The organism is Flavobacterium hiemivividum (assembly GCF_004349145.1).
Lineage (GTDB): Bacteria > Bacteroidota > Bacteroidia > Flavobacteriales > Flavobacteriaceae > Flavobacterium > Flavobacterium hiemivividum.
This window is the reverse complement of sequence record NZ_SMFO01000001.1, coordinates 143,605-161,298: the sequence shown is the minus strand read 5'-3', so window position 1 is coordinate 161,298 and position 17,694 is coordinate 143,605. Positions and strand designations below refer to the sequence as shown.

The following is a 17,694-nucleotide window of genomic DNA, read 5'->3' as shown; positions in this document are numbered from 1 at the left end:
TAACAAATATTTATGAAAGCAATTTTTTCAAAAATTTTAGTTGCCTTTATGGCAGTAATTATACTGGCTAGCTGTAGTGAGGATTTCCTTAACGAACCTAAGCCTACTGACGGTGTTTCTGAACCAGTTGTGTTTTCTTCTCGTGCGGGTGTTGAAGCTTTTATTTCAGGGATAATGCGTAATTTTAGAGGACAGTATACCAATGTAGATTCAGCAGGTCTTAATTCAATTTTCTTTGCACGTACGGTAAAAGGGAATGATATCATCCAAGCTAATAATTGGTTTGGGTTTGATTATGCAAACGACAATCGTGAACCTACATACAGGAGAACTTCATTTACATGGAATTACTGTTTTTACATGATTAATCAGGCTAACGCATTGATCAATGGTGTTGAAGCTAGTACTGTATTGGCAGATGCTGATAAAAAAGAATTGATGGCATATGGTTACGCTTTAAGAGGATTTTTCTATCATCAATTAGTGATGGAATTTGCTCCTACTTATTCGTTTGATCAAAACTTTCCAGCACCGCCTATTTACAAAAGTTTGTCAACAACTGGGAATGGAATGTCAACAGTAAAGGAAGTTTATGACTTAATTGTCGATGATTTAACTAAAGCTGTAGATGGACTAAATTCATCACGATTAGGAAAATCGTACATTAATAAAAATGTAGCAAATGGAATCTTGGCTCAAGTGTATCAGGTAATGGGCAACTGGCCTGGTGCCGAAGCTGCTGCTAAAGCTGCTTATGGAGGGAATACTGCAGCTGTTTTGAATGCAGCTGGATATAGAGCTGGTTTCAATGATTACTCAAATGTGGAGTGGATTTGGGGTAGTGCTCAATCATCTGATCAGTCTAATTATTACTGGGGTTTTCCACATGTTGGAACAGATTTTACAACAACTTCTTATACTTCAACCCATATCAATGTAGATTTTGCAAGTTTATTTTCAGCAACTGATGTACGTAGATTATTTCAATTAAGAAGTGCTACTTTACCTGTTACTGATTTTAGATATTGGATTACAAGTAAATTTAAATTTACTTTCGACGCCGATCATCCTATTATTCGTAGTTCAGAAATGATTCTGATTGAAGCAGAAGCACTACAAAGACAAACTAAGGATCTACAAGCTCATGACTTACTATATACATTGCAAAAAAACAGAGATGTTAATGCAATTAGGTCAACAAATACTGGTCCTGCATTGCTGGAAGAAATTCTTGTAGAAAGAAGAAAAGAGCTTTATGCTGAAGTTGGTGTAGAGTGGTTTGACGCAAAACGTTTGAGAAGAGGAATTACCAGAACAGGTAATCATAGAATTAAAGCAGCTGCTAATTTAACTGCAGATGACAAGAAATTCTTTTTGAAAATCCCTCAAGCTGAAATTGATGCAAATGATTTAATTGAGGAGTCAATTAATGCAAATAGATAATTAATTATTTTTATTATTATTAAAACCGAGTAGGCATTTGCCTAACTCGGTTTTTTTTTTTTTTTTTTGAATATGGATTTAGGTACATACGTTGTTTTTGTAAAATGGTCGATGTTGGTTAGTATATTTAAATAACAAATCAATTTTTTATTATATGACGATTATAATTTACCTTTGCTCGATTGGCAGTTAAAAAATTATATCCTAACAATATATCCTTCAAATGAGAATACTCTTTTCTTTATATTTTATAGTATTACCCACAATCCTATTTTCTCAAATTAACTCAAGAGAAGATGTTCCAAAAACAGAGTTGTCGAATAGACCTAGTAGTGCTGATTCTGTAAAAGTAGCCACAGTAGATCAGTATCGGTTTATTTCTTTAGAACGCGATACCACCTACATTGATACAGCGCTTACCATTCAAAAAGAATACAGTCACAACTATTTACGTATAGATATTTTCGGACTCTTGCAGTTCTCTAATGAGGGGCAAACATATAACACGCTTCAATATAGTTTGACGGAGTTTTCTCCCTATCCAGAATTTGGTTTTAAAGCCAAGCATTTCAACTTTCTCGAAGCAAACGATATAAAATACAGTTCGGTGGCGACTCCGGTGACCGAGTTATATTTTAAATCAGTGATGCAAAAAGGACAATCACTAGATGCTTTTTTTACACTGAATACTTCACCAAGGCTTAACTTTTCTATTGCTTATAAAGGCTTGCGCTCTGAGGGGAAGTATATAAACCAGTTGTCAAGCACGGGAAATTTTAGATTTACTACAAGTTATAATACCTTAAATAAACGTTATTTTGCCAATGCACATTATACTTATCAGGACATTTTAAATGAGGAAAATGGCGGAATTACAACAATCAGCGATTTCGAAGAAGAGGATGCAAGGTATGATAACAGGCAAAGGCTCGAAGTTTATTTTACAGATGCGAAATCTTTTCTAAAAGGGAAAAGGATATTCGTGGATCACTTTTTTAGAGTAAATAGTACTAAGGGCGATAATAATTTGTACGTAAGTCATCAGTTTAATTATGAGAACAAATTCTTTGAGTACAATCAGGCAACGGTGCCATCAACTGTAGGATCGCGATTAGTCTATAGATTTGGGGATTCCTATGTGACACGTGGGATTAATGATCAAACGCATTATAATAAGATGTACAACAAAGCAGGTTTGATCTATGAAAACACGACGCTAGGGAAGTTCCAGTTTTTTGCAGATGATTTCCGAAGTAATTATTATTATAACCAAATATTAATAAGAGACGACAAAACCATTCCAGCCACATTGAGTAGAAACATCAACAGTGCTGGAGGTCAGTATGAATACCAAAAAAAGAATTGGAATGGGAAATTCTTGTATTCAAGATCTGTTACAAATCAGTCGTTATCTAATTTAGAAGCTAAATTAAATTATAATTTGAATGAGGATTACCAATTCACTTTTGGATATCAAAACTTGAATAAATTACCAAATGACAATTATAATCTCTATCAAAGTAGTTATGTAAACTACAACTGGTCTAATGATTTTAAAAACGAAAAAATAAACTCCATTACAGCAGATGCTATGACTCCTTGGGTAGAAGCTTCTGTACAGTTTACGACACTAAACGACCATCTGTATTTTGAGAATATTGCCACAGATGACAGTCAACAAATCGTAAGTCCAAATCAATATGGGAATACCATCAATTATGTTTCGGTTAAATTGAGCAAGGAAATAAAATTTGGAAGATTTGCGCTTGATAACACCCTTTTATATCAAAAAACAGATCAACAGGATGCCATTCTAAATGTACCTGAAATTGTAACGAGAAACACGATTTATTACACTAATTATTTGTTTAAAAAGGCCTTGTTTTTGCAAACAGGGATTACATTAAATTATTTTTCAAACTATTTTGCAAATGATTACAATCCGGTAATCGGGGAGTTCTTTGTGCAGAACAAGAAGGAAATTGGAAATTATCCAAACCTTGATTTTTTTGTTAATGCACGTATTCAAAGAACTCGAATTTATGTAAAAGCAGAACATTTTAATTCGTCTTTAACGGGGAATAATTTTTATGCTGCACCTAATAATCCTTACCGTGATTTTATGATCCGTTTTGGACTAATCTGGAACTTCTTTAATTAAGCATTTTCGTTTTTACCTTTTTCGCTGCTATAAAAGGGGCAAAATGGAAGTCACTGATTTTTTTTTTCGAAAAAGCAAAGAAAAGAGGTAATCACGAATGCAATTTTGCAACAGCGAAATGTTTTCTAACAAAATACTATCTTTGCAAAAGTTTTATAACAAATCACATTTTTTAAAATACAATTCAATGCAATACGCAGAAAACATATTAGGTACGATAGGAGATACGCCTTTAGTAAAATTAAATAAGGTCACTGAAGGTATTGATGCATTAGTACTTGCCAAAGTAGAGACTTTTAATCCCGGTAATTCTGTAAAAGACAGAATGGCTGTAAAAATGATTCAAGATGCTGAGGCTGATGGAAGACTAAAACCGGGAGGAACTATTATTGAAGGAACTTCAGGAAATACGGGAATGGGATTAGCCTTAGTAGCTATTATCAAAGGATACAAATTAATCTGTGTAATTTCAGATAAGCAATCCAAAGAAAAGATGGATATCCTTCGTGCGGTAGGTGCAAAAGTTGTGGTTTGTCCTACTGATGTGGAACCTACTGATCCGCGTTCGTATTATTCGGTATCGAAAAGGTTAGCCGAGGAAACTCCAAATTCTTGGTATGTAAATCAATACGATAATCCGTCAAATGCTTTGGCACATTACGAGCAAACGGGACCAGAAATTTGGGAGCAAACGGAAGGTAGAATTACTCATTTTGTATCTGGTGTTGGTACAGGAGGAACGATCTCTGGTGTTGGAAAATACCTGAAAGAAAAGAATCCTAATATTAAGATCTGGGGAATTGATACCTATGGTTCCGTATTTAAAAAATACCATGAAACAGGAATTTTCGATGAAAACGAAATTTATTCCTATATAACAGAAGGAATTGGAGAAGATATATTGCCATTGAATGTAGATTTTTCTTTGATTGATGGTTTTACTAAAGTTACTGATAAAGACGCTGCAGTATATACTCGAAAAATTGCACTTGAAGAAGGGATTTTCGTTGGGAATTCTGCTGGCGCAGCTATCAAAGGATTGTTGCAATTAAAAGAACATTTCAAACCAGAAGATGTCGTTGTTGTTTTATTTCATGATTCAGGAAGCCGTTATGTAGGGAAGATGTTTAATGATGACTGGATGCGCGAACGTGGTTTTCTAGAAGTAGAAATTAAAAAAGCCGAAGATGTAATTAAAGATCATATTGACAAGCCTTTAATTGTAGCTCGAACAGAAGAATTAGTTTCGCATGCCATCGAAAGAATGCGTAAATATAAAATCTCGCAAATACCAGTAATTGATATTACAGGTTTTGTAGGTTCTTTGGATGAATCTGACTTGTTTCAAAGTTATGTGCAAGATAAAAACTCCGCCGAAAGACCCATTCGCGAAATCATGGGAGCGGCTTACCCAATCGTACAACTGGGAACAACAATTGAAGAAGTTTCTAAGTTATTCACCAGAGAAAACGCTGCTGTGTTAATTGATTTAGGAAATGGAAAACACCATATTATTACAAAATATGATATCATTGGTTCGATAAAATAAGATTTTTTTTTTGCCATAAATTAAATTAGTAAACGCAAATTTTATTGTGGTTCTATTTTGATTTATGGCTTTTTACCTCACTTCAAACCTCTAACCTCTAACTTCAATAATGACTTTTACAGCAATAGATTTTGAAACAGCAACTGCATTTCACCCTTGTTCAGTGGGAATTGTGACGGTAGAAAATGGGATAATCGTAGATGAATTTGTCAGTTTGATAAAACCGCCTAATAATCTGTATAATCCTTTTACAATTAAAGTACATGGGATTTATCCAAGGGATACGATGAACTCAAAATCATTTGTACAAGTATTTCCTGAAATTCAAAGAAGACTTCAGAATAGAGTTGTCGTCGCGCACAATGAAAGTTTTGACAGGAATGTATTAGCGAAGTCAATGGCGTTGTATGGATTAAACTACGAGGACTTGAATTTATCGCCCCGTTGGGAATGTACCGTGAAAATCTACAAAGCCAAAGGCTTAAAACCAACAAAGCTTAGTGATTGCTGTAGCGCAATGAAAATTCAATTGAATCATCATGAAGCTTTATCAGATGCTAGGGCTTGCGCCAAATTATATATGCTGAGATAACTTTCTATATTTATTTAAAAGTACAAGCTGTTTGTTTTTTCATTACATTAGTGTCTTAACTACAAGGCGTTACGATGAAAGAAGACTTTCTACATTATCTTTGGAAATTCAAGAAATTCGATACCTTAAATTTGAAAACTTCAAATGAGGAAGAAATTATCATCGTCAATGTTGGAGAATATTTGGAATTGGCTGGGCCTGATTTTTTCAATGCTAAAATCACGATTGACGACCAAATGTGGGCTGGAAATGTTGAAATTCATCTTAAATCTTCAGACTGGTATGTGCATCATCATGAAAGAGATGTGGCCTATGAAAATGTAATCCTTCATGTAGTCTGGGAACACGACACCGAAATTTACAGAAAAAATAATACTGAGATTCCTGTCTTGGAACTCAGGAAGTATGTCGATAAGGATACAGTAGCTAATTATCAGTCATTGATGTCTCCAAAAGCTTGGATTTTCTGTGAAAAGCAGTTAGCTTATATCTCTCCTTTTGTTTTGAAAAATTGGCAAGAGCGCTTGTTTTTTGAGCGATTAGAAAGGAAGTCTACAGCTATTTATGAGTTGTTAGAACAGACCGATAATGATTGGGAGGCGGTATTGTTTTGCTTGCTTGCAAAAAACTTCGGATTGAATACAAACGGAGAAATTTTTCTAAAAATAGCGAGTTCTATTCCGTTTTCAATTATTAGAAAAGAAAGTTTTGAAGTCGAAAATATGGAAAGCTTACTTCTTGGCGGCGCCGGATTATTAGATGATGAAAAAGAAGATAATTATTTTAAAGATTTAAAATTTAGGTATTACTATTTGTTACATAAATACCAAATAGAGAAAGGTAATTGTAATCCAGTTCAGTTTTTTAAACACCGCCCTGATAATTTTCCTACAATTCGTCTGTCACAATTAGCAAATTTGTATCATCACAACCAAAACCTATTTTCTCAAATTTCTGAGATAACTTCACTTGAGACGATATATGCTCTTTTTCAGGTTTCGGCCTCTACTTATTGGCTTGACCATTATCAATTTGATAAGCAAAGTCCAAAGAAGAAAAAAATGTTGTCGAAGTCTTTTATAGATTTGATTGTAATAAATACTTTGATTCCAATTCAATTTGCTTACGCCAAAAGTAGGGGAATTGAGCGTGCAGAAGATTTTATTCAGTTGTTAAATGAGGTCGCGCCCGAGAAAAATGCGATTATAGATAAATTTGGGAGTTTTGGTGTGAAGTCGTTAAATGCTTTTGAATCGCAAGCGATGCTCCAACTTAAGAATGAGTACTGCGCTAAAAGTAAATGTTTGGATTGTGCAATAGGAATGGAATTAATGAAGTGTCATTGATTCCTTACTTATTTATTTTCGAGAAATAATAAAAGTGTATTTTTGTAAAATAGAATAGTAAACAATAATAAAATGGCTCAAAGTGTTCCAGCGGTAATAAAGCTTAAATACTTTTTTGAAAAGTACGGATTTCATGTTTCATCGCGTCTGGCAGACAAATTAGGAATGCGAGTAACGAGCGTGCGATTGTTCTTTATTTATATTTCTTTTGTTACGGTGGGCTTGTGGTTTGGTGTGTATTTAACATTGGCTTTCTGGCTTAGATTGAAGGATTTGATACGTGCTAAGCGAACTTCTGTTTTTGATCTTTAACTTTCATTTTACATTTTTTTTACATTTTATTGATTTTTAGATTGTTTTATTATCTTTGAAGAATCACATTAATACATTTATATGTCAGTAAAAGTTGATTCATGGGGTTCACGAGTTGGACTCATACTAGCCATGGCGGGGAATGCTGTTGGTTTAGGTAACTTTCTTAGATTCCCAGTACAGGCCGTAGAAAACGGTGGTGGAGCTTTCATTATCCCTTATTTAGTTTGTTTCCTCGTTATGGGAATTCCGTTGTTGTTTATCGAATGGTCTTCAGGAAGATATGGAGGTAAATTTGGGAATCACAGTACTCCATATATTTTAGATTCAATGGTAAAAGGTCGATTACTGAAATACATTGGTGTATTTGGTATTTTTACCAATATTGCGATAGCTGCATATTATTGTTATATTGAATCGTGGACGATGTCCTATGTTTATCATACCTTAATGGGTACATTCGACGGAATGAGTCAAGCTAATGTCGCGGGATTCTTTGATTCTTATACTGATATTTCAAAATCTACTACAGGTTTGCCTTATGAAGCCGTTATTTTTTATATTATCTGTTTGTTGTTGAATACGTTCATCTTATCAAAAGGAATTAAAGGAATTGAAAAAGTGGCAAAAGTGGGTATGCCTTTATTAATTCTTTTTGGAGTTGTATTGGCAGTAAGAGGATTAACTCTTGGTACTTCTGGAGCTTCTGATATTTTCCCTGATGCAAATGCCTGGGATGGTTTAAATTTCCTTTGGACACCACAATACGATTCGATACTGGATCTAAAGGTTTGGATGGCAGCTGCCGGTCAAATTTTCTTTACGTTATCTGTGGGCATGGGAACAATTCATTGTTATGCCGCTTATATCGATTCTAAAGATGATATCGCATTAAATGCAGTTTCGGCCGGATTCATGAATGAATTTGTAGAAGTAGTTTTAGGAAGTTTAATTGTAATTCCTATTGCTGCAGGATATTTAGGTTTGGATTGGGTTATTGAAAATGCAGGTTTTGGTATGGCATTTCAAACAATGCCTTATTTATTCCAGCAATGGGGACCTACTTTAGCTGTTGTAGCGGGTGTTTGCTGGTTTGGATTATTGTTTTTCGCCGGTATTACTTCGTCATTAGCTATGGGGACACCGTGGATGGGATTCATGAGAGATGAGTTTGGTTGGTCTAAAAATAAAGGAGCTTGGTCTTTTGGAGCAATGATTTTAATTTTAGGTTTACCAACGGTAATTTTCTTCAAAGAAGGCGTATTTGATGAATATGATTATTGGGCCGGAACGGTAAGTTTAGTTGTTTTTGCGATGCTGGAAACAATATTGTTTTCTTGGGTTTTTGGAATGGACAAGGGATGGAGAGAAATTACAAGCGGTTCTGATATAAAAGTGCCTAATATTTATAAATTTATTATTAAGTTTATAACTCCGGTATTGCTGATTATCATTTTCTTAGGCTCTGTTTTTAAACCTTTAGGGAATGATTGGTCTGGAAATATTTCTAGCTTAGTCGCTGGAAATGGATGGGTATTAGATAATGGTTCGATAATTAAAATGGTAATGCATGCTGGAATTAGAGATCAAATTGCATTAGCGACTGATCCGGTTGTAATTGAACAATTACAAGATAAAATCCTATATTTAAACTTAGCGAGATTATTGTTATTGGCTCTGTTTATGTTTATCAGTTCGTTAGTCTACTTTGCTTTTCTAAAAAGACGTAGAGAAGGTAGAGCTACATTATAATAACTTTAAATCACAATTGAAATGAATACAGAAGCGATAATAACAATGGTTTTGACACAAGGAATTGTAACTGGTTTTGCAATTTATTTTTTCTATAAAGTGTTAACGATTCCGCCAAAACAGGAACCTGATTCATTTACTGAAAATGATGATGAAAACGTTAGGCAAGACTCTGAAATTAAATAAATTTCTTTAGATATGAATAAGCTAAAATCCCTTTTTGTGTTCACTAGTGATCAGCGAAAAGGGATTTTTGCTTTATTATTTGTTATAGTTATTCTGCAATTAGGATATTACTTTATTGACTTTAATAATCCAACAAACGAAGATTCGTTAGCCAAAAAGGAATGGTTAGCGATGCAGTCTAAAATTGATTCTCTAAAGGCATCAAATCCAAAATACATTGCAAAAATATATCCTTTCAATCCTAATTTTATCACAGATTACAAAGGGTATAAACTAGGTTTGTCTGTTCAGGAAATTGATCGGCTACTGGATTATAGAAAAGAAGATAAATATGTAAATTCTCCAAAGGAATTTCAAGCTGTTACCCAAATTTCTGATTCTTTGCTAAATGCGATATCACCTTATTTTAAATTTCCAGATTGGGTGAAAAATAAGGCAGAGAAAAAAGGCTATGTTAAATATGAAAATAAGGCTTTCGCCAAAAAAGAAAAGATTGTTTTAAAGGATATTAATCTTGCGACCCAAGAAGATCTGATTAAGATTTATGGAATAGGAGATGTAATTTCGCTACGGATTTTGAAACTAAAAGAAACCCTTGGTGGATTTGTTTCTATGGAACAGATGAATGATGTTTGGGGCTTGTCTCCAGAGGTGATTGCGGGTCTTAATTCGCATTTCAAAGTTTATACTTTGCCTAATATTAAAAAAATTGACATCAATAATGCGTCATTAAAGGAGATTTCTCAATTCTCTTATTTTAAATATGCGCTAGCCAAAGAAATTGTGATCTATAGAAGCATGAATGGTGATATTAAAAATGTTGAGGATTTAACAAATATTAAGGGCTTTCCTGTTGAAAAGGCAAGAATAATTGCATTATATTTGGACTTTAATTAGAAGTTTATAATTAAGTAGTTTCGAATTTTTTAATTTGCTGCAAAATAATCGTTTTGCGGTCCGTTTCTTTTTCTTTTAACTGTCGCTCAATTATGTAACTCAAAGAAATCTTAATGTAAAATAGAAAGGAAGGCTATGCTTTCTGTTTTAATCAATCCAATTTGTTAAAAAAATATTAGTTATATGGAATCAATTTATTTCACAGAAGAACATCAATTATTTAGAAAAAGTTTAAAAGATTTTTTACAAAAAGAAGTAGTGCCTCACATTGAAAAATGGGAGAAAACCGGCACAATAGAACGCTTTATATGGAAAAAGTTCGGGGAAATGGGCTTTTTCGGAATCAATTATCCGGAGGCTTATGGTGGGCTAAATTTAGATTTATTTTACACCGTTATCTTTTTAGAAGAACTTCAAAAAATTAAATCATCTGGATTTGCAGCTGCTATGTGGGCACATTCTTATTTAGCAATGACACATTTAAATGCAGAAGGTGACGAAAGAATTAAGCAAGATTATTTAGTTCCAAGTATCGCCGGTGAAAAAATCGGGGCTTTGTGCATCACAGAACCTTTCGGTGGAAGTGATGTAGCAGGAATGCGCACTACTGCAGTAAAGCAGGGTGATAAATACATTATCAATGGTTCTAAAACATTCATTACAAACGGTGTTTACGGTGATTATTATATTGTCGCTGCCAAAACTAGTCCGGAACTAGGGAATAAAGGAATAAGCATATTTTTGATGGATAGCAACTTGAAAGGAGTTTCTGCAGTGAAACTAGATAAACTAGGTTGGAGAGCTTCAGATACGGCGGAAATTGCATTTGATAATGTCGAAATTCCTGTAGAGAATTTGATGGGAGAAGAAGGGAAAGGTTTTCCTTATATCATGCAGCATTTTGCTTTAGAACGTATGATCATGGCTATAAATGGACATGCAAGAGCAGAGTATGCACTTGAATATACGATAGATTACATGTCGCAACGCGAGGCTTTTGGGAAAACCATAGATAAATTTCAGGCATTAAGACATACAATAGTAGAGCATGCAACGGATGTGGAGCATTGCAAAATATTTAATTATGCTGCCGTAGCACGATTAGACAAAGGAGAATATGTAGTTAAGGAAGCGACTATGGCTAAATTGAAATCTACAAAAGTTGCTGATGAAACCATTTACAGTTGTTTGCAAATGCTAGGAGGTTATGGTTATATGGAAGAATATCCTTTAGCTCGTTTATTAAGAGACAGTCGTTTGGGGCCTATAGGTGGAGGAACTTCAGAAATTCTTAAAGAGATTTTGTCAAAAATGATAATTGACAAACAAAATTATAAGCCTGCAGTGAATTAAATATTGCATTTTGAATAGTGAAAGAGTCAATTTAGTTATTGGCTCTTTTTTTTACCTGTGAAGGATAGTAGCGAAAATCCTTTTGTAAAGCCTTGCGGAATAAAAGATTGAAGCGGATAGCCTGACGGCAAATGAGGAGTTGTTTGGGAGTTAAATTGTGTTTTTGCCAGCACACCAAAAATAAATTGGTGATTGATGACCGATAAGTCAAAATAATAACTACTTTTGCACACTTAACGAAAGGGGGTGTCAAAATTATGTTAATTATACCAATTAAAGACGGAGAAAATATCGATAGAGCACTAAAGCGCTATAAAAGAAAATTTGATAAAACAGGAACTGTTCGTCAGTTACGTGCACGTACTGCTTTTATTAAGCCTTCTGTAAAAAATAGAATTAAAGTTCAGAAAGCAGCTTACATTCAAAACATGAAAGACAACTTAGAAAACTAAGTAGTTTCTTTTTTACAATAAATGCCGTTAGTCATTAAAGTTTTTTAACTTTGATGCTAACGGTTTTTTTATTTTATATGGTGACCAATATAGATGCGTTTCGGGATTATTTACAAAAGGAGAAAAAATATTCTCCACATACTGTAAACGCTTATTTGAATGATATAATAAACTTCCAGTCCTTCATTAAAACTTATTTCGATCAAGAAAATATAGAGGAGGTCAACTACAGCCAGATTAGAAGTTGGATTGTCTCGCTTGTAGATGGTGGAATGTCGAATGTTTCGGTTAATAGAAAGATTGCTTCCTTAAAAGCTCTTTTTAAGTTTTTATTGAAAATAAAACAGATACAGGTCAATCCGCTATTGAAGCATAAGGCGTTAAAAACGGCTAAGGTGCTTCAAATTCCGTTTTCGGAGAAAGAGGTGGCTGAAGTATTACGTGATTTAGAAAATCCTGTTGGTTTTGAAGAGATAAGAAATAAATTAATAATTGATTTATTTTATACAACTGGAATTCGGAGAACGGAGCTGATTCATTTGAAAGTTAGTGATGTTAGTCTTTCTAATAGTACAATTAAGGTTGTTGGGAAAAGAAATAAGGAGAGAATTGTTCCTGTATTGCCTGTTTTGATTAAGCAGTTTTCTCTATATAGTAAGGAGCGGTCTCATATTGATAGTGTTGCGGATTTAGAATATTTTTTTATATCAAAAAAAGGGTTAAAATTAAATGAATCTTTTGTGTATCGGTTAATAAATACTTACTTTAGTACTGTCTCTGAAAAAGTAAAAAAAAGTCCGCATATTTTACGTCATACGTTTGCGACTCATTTATTAAATAACGGAGCCGATTTAAATTCAGTAAAAGAATTATTAGGACATTCTAGCTTGGCTTCGACACAAATTTATACACACAGTAGCTTGTTAGAGTTGAAAAAAATTTATGACGAAGCACATCCAAGGAATAAGGAATAATTCGATAAATGTTTAACTATAAAAAAAATTGATTATGAAGGTAAATGTTCATGCGGTTAACTTTACTGTTGACGGAAAATTAGTAGGTTATGTTCAAGAGAGAATGGATAAGTTAGAGAAGTATTACGATAAAGTGGTTTCTGCCGATGTCTATTTAAAAGTTGAAAATACGAGTGACAAGGAAAACAAGATCGCAGAGGTAAAGATGAATGTCCCAGGGGATGATTTTATGGTTAAAAAACAGTGCAAGACTTTTGAAGAAGCGATCGAATTATCGGCCGATTCATTAGAGAGATTGTTGTTAAAAAGGAAAGAAAAGATAAGAACGCATATTTAATCTAAATTTTTTTAAAAAAATGTTTTGATTGAGAGATAAAATCTATACATTTGCAGTCCGTTAGAAATAGCGGACTTTTTTTATTGATTTTGCCAGCGTAGCTCAGTTGGCTAGAGCAGCTGATTTGTAATCAGCAGGTCGTGGGTTCGAGTCCCTCCGCCGGCTCAAAATAAAACTGAGGTTTTGAAATGTTGTAAATAAAGAAAGAGGGGAGATACTCAAGCGGCCAACGAGGGCAGACTGTAAATCTGCTGTGTAAACTTCGCAGGTTCGAATCCTGCTCTCCCCACAATTTAGATTTGAAAATCTAAAGATTAAAGCTCTGCCGGTGTAGCTCAGGGGTAGAGTGCTTCCTTGGTAAGGAAGAGGTCTCGGGTTCAATTCCCGACATTGGCTCAATTAGAATATTTTGAACACTAATATATTAATAAAGATTAAAAACGAAGTAAAATGGCAAAAGAAACCTTTAACCGTTCGAAACCACACTTAAATATAGGTACGATCGGACACGTAGATCACGGAAAAACTACATTAACTGCTGCAATAACTAAAGTGTTATCTGATGCTGGTTACTGTCAAGCAAAATCATTTGATCAAATTGATAATGCTCCTGAAGAAAAAGAAAGAGGTATTACAATTAATACATCACACGTAGAGTATGAAACTGCTAATCGTCATTACGCTCACGTTGACTGTCCAGGTCACGCGGATTACGTAAAGAACATGGTTACAGGTGCTGCTCAAATGGATGGTGCTATCCTTGTAGTTGCTGCAACAGATGGACCTATGCCACAAACACGTGAGCATATCCTTTTAGGACGTCAGGTAGGAATTCCTAGAATGGTTGTATTCATGAATAAAGTGGATATGGTTGATGATGCTGAGCTTTTAGAGCTAGTTGAAATGGAAATTAGAGATTTATTATCTTTCTACGAATATGATGGAGACAACTGTCCAGTTATTCAAGGATCTGCTTTAGGTGGATTGAATAATGATGCTGCTTGGGTACCTAAAATTCTTGAATTGATGGCTGCTGTTGATGAGTGGATCGAAGAGCCAGTTAGAGATACTGAAAAGCCTTTCTTAATGCCAGTTGAGGATGTGTTTACAATTACTGGTCGTGGAACTGTTGCTACAGGTCGTATCGAAACAGGTATTGCTAATACAGGAGATGCTGTTGAAATCATTGGTATGGGAGCTGAAAAATTAACTTCTACTATTACAGGAGTTGAGATGTTCCGTAAAATCCTTGATAGAGGTGAAGCAGGAGATAACGTAGGTTTATTGTTAAGAGGTGTTGATAAAGAATCTATTAAAAGAGGAATGGTTATCATTAAGCCAGGATCAGTAAAACCACATGCTACTTTTAAAGCTGAAGTTTATATCTTGAAAAAAGAAGAAGGTGGTCGTCACACACCATTCCATAATAACTACCGTCCACAGTTCTACGTACGTACAACTGACGTAACAGGAGTTATTACTTTACCAGAAGGTGTAGAGATGGTGATGCCAGGAGACAACTTAACTATCAATGTAGCTTTATTAAGCCCAATCGCAATGAGCGTTGGTTTACGTTTCGCTATCCGTGAAGGTGGTAGAACAGTAGGTGCTGGTCAAGTAACTGAGATTGTAGGATAATTTCCTAAAAATTATATAAAGCCAGTTGATTTTCTTAACTGAAATAATACTGGCTTTTAATACGGGCGTAGTTCAAGGGTAGAATAGCGGTCTCCAAAACCGTTGATGGGGGTTCGAATCCCTCCGCCCGTGCAAAAAAAATAAATCAAAATGGCAAAAATAGTTAATTACATATCGGAATCATTTGAGGAATTAAAGTCAAATATGACTTGGCCAGAGTGGGCTGAGGTGCAACGTCTAACGATTGTTGTTGCTATTTTTTCAGTATTATTCGCTTTGGCAACTTGGGGAGTAGATGAATTTTTTGCAAAAGCATTAGCTGGATTTTTTAACTGGATAAAAGCATAATTTTTGTGATGACAGATAATAATCTAAAAAAGTGGTATGTTGTTCGAGCGGTAAGCGGGCAAGAGAATAAGGTGAAAGCCTACATAGAAAATGAAATCTCTAGGTTAGAGATGACTGACTATGTTTCTCAAGTTTTGGTTCCGACGGAAAAAGTAGTGTCTGTAAAAGATGGTAAAAAATTAGTTAAGGATAAAGTTTATTTTCCTGGTTATGTCATGATTGAGGCGAATCTTATCGGTGAAATACCTCATATTATTAAAGGTATTACAAGTGTAATAGGATTTTTAGGTGAAACTAAAGGTGGGGAGCCTGTTCCATTAAGACTTTCAGAGGTTAATAGAATGTTAGGTAAAGTTGATGAGTTAGCAGTAAATGCGGATACTCGATCTATACCTTTCAGCTTAGGGGAAACTATTAAGGTTATAGATGGGCCTTTCAATGGTTTCAACGGTACAGTTGAAAAAATTAATGAAGAGAAGCGTAAGCTTGAGGTAATGGTGAAAATTTTCGGAAGAAAGACGCCGTTAGAATTAGGGTTTATGCAGGTAGAAAAAGTATAATATTTTGTTACATATAATATCCATTACAATCGCTTCCTAATGATTGTAGTGTTAAATTTTTTAAAAAATGGCTAAAGAAATTAGTAAAGTAGTTAAACTACAAGTTAAGGGAGGTGCTGCGAATCCATCGCCACCGGTTGGACCTGCTTTAGGAGCTGCTGGTGTAAACATCATGGAGTTCTGCAAGCAATTTAATGCTAGAACGCAAGATAAAGCCGGCAAAATATGCCCAGTACAAATTACTGTGTATAAAGACAAATCATTTGAATTTGTTGTTAAAACTCCGCCAGCAGCTGTTCAATTATTGGAAGCTGCGAAGCTAAAATCTGGTTCAGGAGAGCCTAATCGTAAAAAGGTAGCTAGTGTTACTTGGGAACAAATTAGAGCTATTGCAGAAGACAAGATGCCTGACTTAAATGCATTCACTACGGAGTCTGCAATGAGTATGGTTGCTGGAACTGCTAGATCTATGGGTATAACTGTATCAGGAGACGCTCCTTTTTAATTAAAAGAAAGACATGGCAAAATTGACAAAAAAGCAAAAAGAGGCTGCTTCAAAAATTGATAAAAACAGAATGTATTCTTTGAAAGATGCTGCGGCATTATTAAAAGTTGTTGCATCTGCAAAATTTGATGAGTCTGTTGATATCGCGGTACGTTTGGGTGTAGATCCAAGAAAAGCGAATCAAATGGTTAGAGGTGTAGTTACATTACCTCATGGAACTGGTAAAGATGTTAAAGTATTAGCATTAGTTACTCCAGATAAAGAAGCGGAAGCTAAAGAAGCTGGAGCAGACTATGTAGGTCTTGACGATTATTTACAAAAAATTAAAGATGGTTGGACAGATGTTGATGTGATCATCACTATGCCAAGCGTTATGGGTAAATTAGGTCCATTAGGTCGTATTTTAGGACCTAGAGGTTTAATGCCAAACCCTAAAACAGGTACTGTAACTATGGATGTTGCAAAAGCTGTTCAAGAGGTTAAAGCTGGTAAAATCGATTTTAAAGTTGATAAAACTGGTATCGTACATGCAGGAATTGGTAAAGTTTCTTTTGGAGCTGAGCAAATTGTTGACAATGCACACGAAATTATTCAAACATTAATCAAACTTAAACCAACTGCTGCTAAAGGGGTGTATATCAAAAGTATCTACCTTACAAGCACTATGAGTCCTGCTATCGCATTAGACCCAAAAGCAGTATAATTGGTAGTTAATAATTTTTAGTATGACTAGAGAAGAAAAATCAATCGCGATTGAAGATTTAACTGCACAGTTAGCTGGTACAAATATTGTTTACGTAGCAGATATTTCTGGATTAAATGCAGATACTACTTCAAAATTGAGAAGAGCTTGTTATAAAGCAGGTATTAAATTAGAGGTTATAAAAAACACATTGCTTGCAAAAGCTATGGAGGCTTCAGATAATGATTACGGTGATTTACCATCAGTATTGACTGGTAATAGTGCTATATTCATTTCAGATGTTGCAAATGGACCAGGTAAGATAATTAAAGATTTCCGTAAAAAATCGGCTAAGCCAGTTTTAAAAGGAGCTTATATCAATTCAGAGGTTTATATTGGAGATGATCAATTAGAAGCGTTAGCGACTATCAAATCTAAGGAAGAACTTATTGGAGAGCTTATTGGATTGCTTCAAGCGCCAGCTCAAAGAGTTATTTCTGCACTTCAAAACCAATTCTCAAAAGAAGAGGTTGCTGAAACAGAAGCATAATAGAAATAGAGTAACCCTCGATTTTTATTATTTACATTGCGCACAATAAACAAAATA

At 34.5% G+C, this 17,694-nt stretch carries 19 protein-coding genes and 4 tRNA genes; all 23 read left to right on the top strand.

Features of this window, described 5'->3' with window-relative positions; all coding sequences use genetic code 11:
• The first annotated feature begins 12 nt into the window (after window positions 1–12).
• The 23 genes from E0F98_RS00705 (at window position 13) to rplJ (ending at window position 17,637) form a co-directional block, all read left to right on the top strand.
• Complete coding sequence (locus E0F98_RS00705; protein ID WP_132108229.1) at window positions 13–1,443, top strand: RagB/SusD family nutrient uptake outer membrane protein; 1,431 nt, start codon at window positions 13–15, stop codon at window positions 1,441–1,443.
• A gap of 223 nt (window positions 1,444–1,666) precedes the next feature.
• Window positions 1,667–3,604 carry a putative porin gene (locus E0F98_RS00700; RefSeq protein WP_132108227.1) on the top strand — a complete coding sequence of 646 codons (1,938 nt, stop codon included), beginning with the start codon at window positions 1,667–1,669 and terminating at the stop codon, window positions 3,602–3,604.
• 187 nt (window positions 3,605–3,791) lie between these two features.
• The gene (locus E0F98_RS00695; protein WP_132108225.1) at window positions 3,792–5,153 is read left to right on the top strand and encodes a pyridoxal-phosphate dependent enzyme; all 1,362 of its coding nucleotides are present in this window, start codon (window positions 3,792–3,794) and stop codon (window positions 5,151–5,153) included.
• A 109-nt stretch (window positions 5,154–5,262) separates the two neighbouring features.
• Entirely contained in the window at window positions 5,263–5,745 is a 483-nt protein-coding gene (locus E0F98_RS00690; protein ID WP_132108223.1) for a 3'-5' exonuclease, read from the top strand.
• 74 nt (window positions 5,746–5,819) lie between these two features.
• Complete coding sequence (locus E0F98_RS00685) at window positions 5,820–7,091, top strand: DUF2851 family protein (protein ID WP_132108221.1); 1,272 nt, start codon at window positions 5,820–5,822, stop codon at window positions 7,089–7,091.
• Between the two features lie 72 nt (window positions 7,092–7,163).
• Window positions 7,164–7,403, top strand: coding sequence for a PspC domain-containing protein (locus E0F98_RS00680; RefSeq protein ID WP_132108219.1), 240 nt, complete (start codon window positions 7,164–7,166; stop codon window positions 7,401–7,403).
• An 81-nt stretch (window positions 7,404–7,484) separates the two neighbouring features.
• The gene (locus tag E0F98_RS00675; protein WP_132108217.1) at window positions 7,485–9,155 is read left to right on the top strand and encodes an SLC5/6 family protein; all 1,671 of its coding nucleotides are present in this window, start codon (window positions 7,485–7,487) and stop codon (window positions 9,153–9,155) included.
• A gap of 21 nt (window positions 9,156–9,176) precedes the next feature.
• Window positions 9,177–9,341, top strand: a complete 165-nt coding sequence (locus E0F98_RS15980; RefSeq protein WP_165929261.1) for a hypothetical protein — start codon at window positions 9,177–9,179, stop codon at window positions 9,339–9,341.
• Between the two features lie 12 nt (window positions 9,342–9,353).
• The gene (locus tag E0F98_RS00670; protein WP_132108215.1) at window positions 9,354–10,238 is read left to right on the top strand and encodes a ComEA family DNA-binding protein; all 885 of its coding nucleotides are present in this window, start codon (window positions 9,354–9,356) and stop codon (window positions 10,236–10,238) included.
• Between the two features lie 183 nt (window positions 10,239–10,421).
• Window positions 10,422–11,591, top strand: a complete 1,170-nt coding sequence (locus tag E0F98_RS00665) for an acyl-CoA dehydrogenase family protein (protein WP_132108213.1) — start codon at window positions 10,422–10,424, stop codon at window positions 11,589–11,591.
• Between the two features lie 257 nt (window positions 11,592–11,848).
• Window positions 11,849–12,043, top strand: a complete 195-nt coding sequence (rpsU, locus tag E0F98_RS00660) for a 30S ribosomal protein S21 (RefSeq protein ID WP_007137807.1) — start codon at window positions 11,849–11,851, stop codon at window positions 12,041–12,043.
• A 77-nt stretch (window positions 12,044–12,120) separates the two neighbouring features.
• Window positions 12,121–13,017, top strand: coding sequence for a tyrosine-type recombinase/integrase (locus tag E0F98_RS00655; RefSeq protein WP_132108211.1), 897 nt, complete (start codon window positions 12,121–12,123; stop codon window positions 13,015–13,017).
• 34 nt (window positions 13,018–13,051) lie between these two features.
• Window positions 13,052–13,354, top strand: a complete 303-nt coding sequence (gene hpf / locus E0F98_RS00650) for a ribosome hibernation-promoting factor, HPF/YfiA family (RefSeq protein ID WP_132108209.1) — start codon at window positions 13,052–13,054, stop codon at window positions 13,352–13,354.
• A gap of 91 nt (window positions 13,355–13,445) precedes the next feature.
• A tRNA-Thr gene (locus E0F98_RS00645) sits at window positions 13,446–13,519 on the top strand.
• Window positions 13,520–13,562: 43 nt separating this feature from the next.
• Window positions 13,563–13,643: transfer RNA gene (locus tag E0F98_RS00640), tRNA-Tyr, on the top strand.
• Between the two features lie 35 nt (window positions 13,644–13,678).
• Window positions 13,679–13,750: transfer RNA gene (locus tag E0F98_RS00635), tRNA-Thr, on the top strand.
• Window positions 13,751–13,804: 54 nt separating this feature from the next.
• Entirely contained in the window at window positions 13,805–14,992 is a 1,188-nt protein-coding gene (gene tuf / locus E0F98_RS00630; protein WP_132108207.1) for an elongation factor Tu, read from the top strand.
• Window positions 14,993–15,053: 61 nt separating this feature from the next.
• Window positions 15,054–15,124: transfer RNA gene (locus E0F98_RS00625), tRNA-Trp, on the top strand.
• An 18-nt stretch (window positions 15,125–15,142) separates the two neighbouring features.
• Window positions 15,143–15,340, top strand: a complete 198-nt coding sequence (gene secE, locus E0F98_RS00620; protein ID WP_132108205.1) for a preprotein translocase subunit SecE — start codon at window positions 15,143–15,145, stop codon at window positions 15,338–15,340.
• Between the two features lie 8 nt (window positions 15,341–15,348).
• Window positions 15,349–15,900 (top strand): transcription termination/antitermination protein NusG, encoded by a 552-nt coding sequence (nusG, locus tag E0F98_RS00615; RefSeq protein WP_132108203.1) that lies wholly within the window; start codon window positions 15,349–15,351, stop codon window positions 15,898–15,900.
• Between the two features lie 67 nt (window positions 15,901–15,967).
• Window positions 15,968–16,405 (top strand): 50S ribosomal protein L11, encoded by a 438-nt coding sequence (rplK, locus tag E0F98_RS00610; RefSeq protein WP_074721359.1) that lies wholly within the window; start codon window positions 15,968–15,970, stop codon window positions 16,403–16,405.
• A 13-nt stretch (window positions 16,406–16,418) separates the two neighbouring features.
• Window positions 16,419–17,108: a 50S ribosomal protein L1 gene (rplA, locus tag E0F98_RS00605; RefSeq protein WP_132108201.1), complete on the top strand. Its 690-nt coding sequence runs from the start codon at window positions 16,419–16,421 to the stop codon at window positions 17,106–17,108.
• A gap of 22 nt (window positions 17,109–17,130) precedes the next feature.
• Entirely contained in the window at window positions 17,131–17,637 is a 507-nt protein-coding gene (gene rplJ, locus E0F98_RS00600) for a 50S ribosomal protein L10 (RefSeq protein ID WP_132108199.1), read from the top strand.
• The last annotated feature ends 57 nt before the right edge of the window (window positions 17,638–17,694 follow it).

What these genes read in the sequence shown, in the direction of transcription:
- nusG (WP_132108203.1), top strand. Translation starts at nt 15,349, where the DNA reads ATGACAGATAATAATCTAAAAAAGTGGTATGTTGTTCGAGCGGTAAGC.
- E0F98_RS15980 (WP_165929261.1), top strand. Translation starts at nt 9,177, where the DNA reads ATGAATACAGAAGCGATAATAACAATGGTTTTGACACAAGGAATTGTA.
- E0F98_RS00705 (WP_132108229.1), top strand. Translation starts at nt 13, where the DNA reads ATGAAAGCAATTTTTTCAAAAATTTTAGTTGCCTTTATGGCAGTAATT.
- rplA (WP_132108201.1), top strand. Translation starts at nt 16,419, where the DNA reads ATGGCAAAATTGACAAAAAAGCAAAAAGAGGCTGCTTCAAAAATTGAT.
- tuf (WP_132108207.1), top strand. Translation starts at nt 13,805, where the DNA reads ATGGCAAAAGAAACCTTTAACCGTTCGAAACCACACTTAAATATAGGT.
- hpf (WP_132108209.1), top strand. Translation starts at nt 13,052, where the DNA reads ATGAAGGTAAATGTTCATGCGGTTAACTTTACTGTTGACGGAAAATTA.
- E0F98_RS00680 (WP_132108219.1), top strand. Translation starts at nt 7,164, where the DNA reads ATGGCTCAAAGTGTTCCAGCGGTAATAAAGCTTAAATACTTTTTTGAA.
- E0F98_RS00700 (WP_132108227.1), top strand. Translation starts at nt 1,667, where the DNA reads ATGAGAATACTCTTTTCTTTATATTTTATAGTATTACCCACAATCCTA.
- rpsU (WP_007137807.1), top strand. Translation starts at nt 11,849, where the DNA reads ATGTTAATTATACCAATTAAAGACGGAGAAAATATCGATAGAGCACTA.
- E0F98_RS00670 (WP_132108215.1), top strand. Translation starts at nt 9,354, where the DNA reads ATGAATAAGCTAAAATCCCTTTTTGTGTTCACTAGTGATCAGCGAAAA.
- E0F98_RS00655 (WP_132108211.1), top strand. Translation starts at nt 12,121, where the DNA reads ATGGTGACCAATATAGATGCGTTTCGGGATTATTTACAAAAGGAGAAA.
- E0F98_RS00690 (WP_132108223.1), top strand. Translation starts at nt 5,263, where the DNA reads ATGACTTTTACAGCAATAGATTTTGAAACAGCAACTGCATTTCACCCT.
- E0F98_RS00685 (WP_132108221.1), top strand. Translation starts at nt 5,820, where the DNA reads ATGAAAGAAGACTTTCTACATTATCTTTGGAAATTCAAGAAATTCGAT.
- E0F98_RS00695 (WP_132108225.1), top strand. Translation starts at nt 3,792, where the DNA reads ATGCAATACGCAGAAAACATATTAGGTACGATAGGAGATACGCCTTTA.
- E0F98_RS00665 (WP_132108213.1), top strand. Translation starts at nt 10,422, where the DNA reads ATGGAATCAATTTATTTCACAGAAGAACATCAATTATTTAGAAAAAGT.
- rplJ (WP_132108199.1), top strand. Translation starts at nt 17,131, where the DNA reads ATGACTAGAGAAGAAAAATCAATCGCGATTGAAGATTTAACTGCACAG.
- secE (WP_132108205.1), top strand. Translation starts at nt 15,143, where the DNA reads ATGGCAAAAATAGTTAATTACATATCGGAATCATTTGAGGAATTAAAG.
- E0F98_RS00675 (WP_132108217.1), top strand. Translation starts at nt 7,485, where the DNA reads ATGTCAGTAAAAGTTGATTCATGGGGTTCACGAGTTGGACTCATACTA.
- rplK (WP_074721359.1), top strand. Translation starts at nt 15,968, where the DNA reads ATGGCTAAAGAAATTAGTAAAGTAGTTAAACTACAAGTTAAGGGAGGT.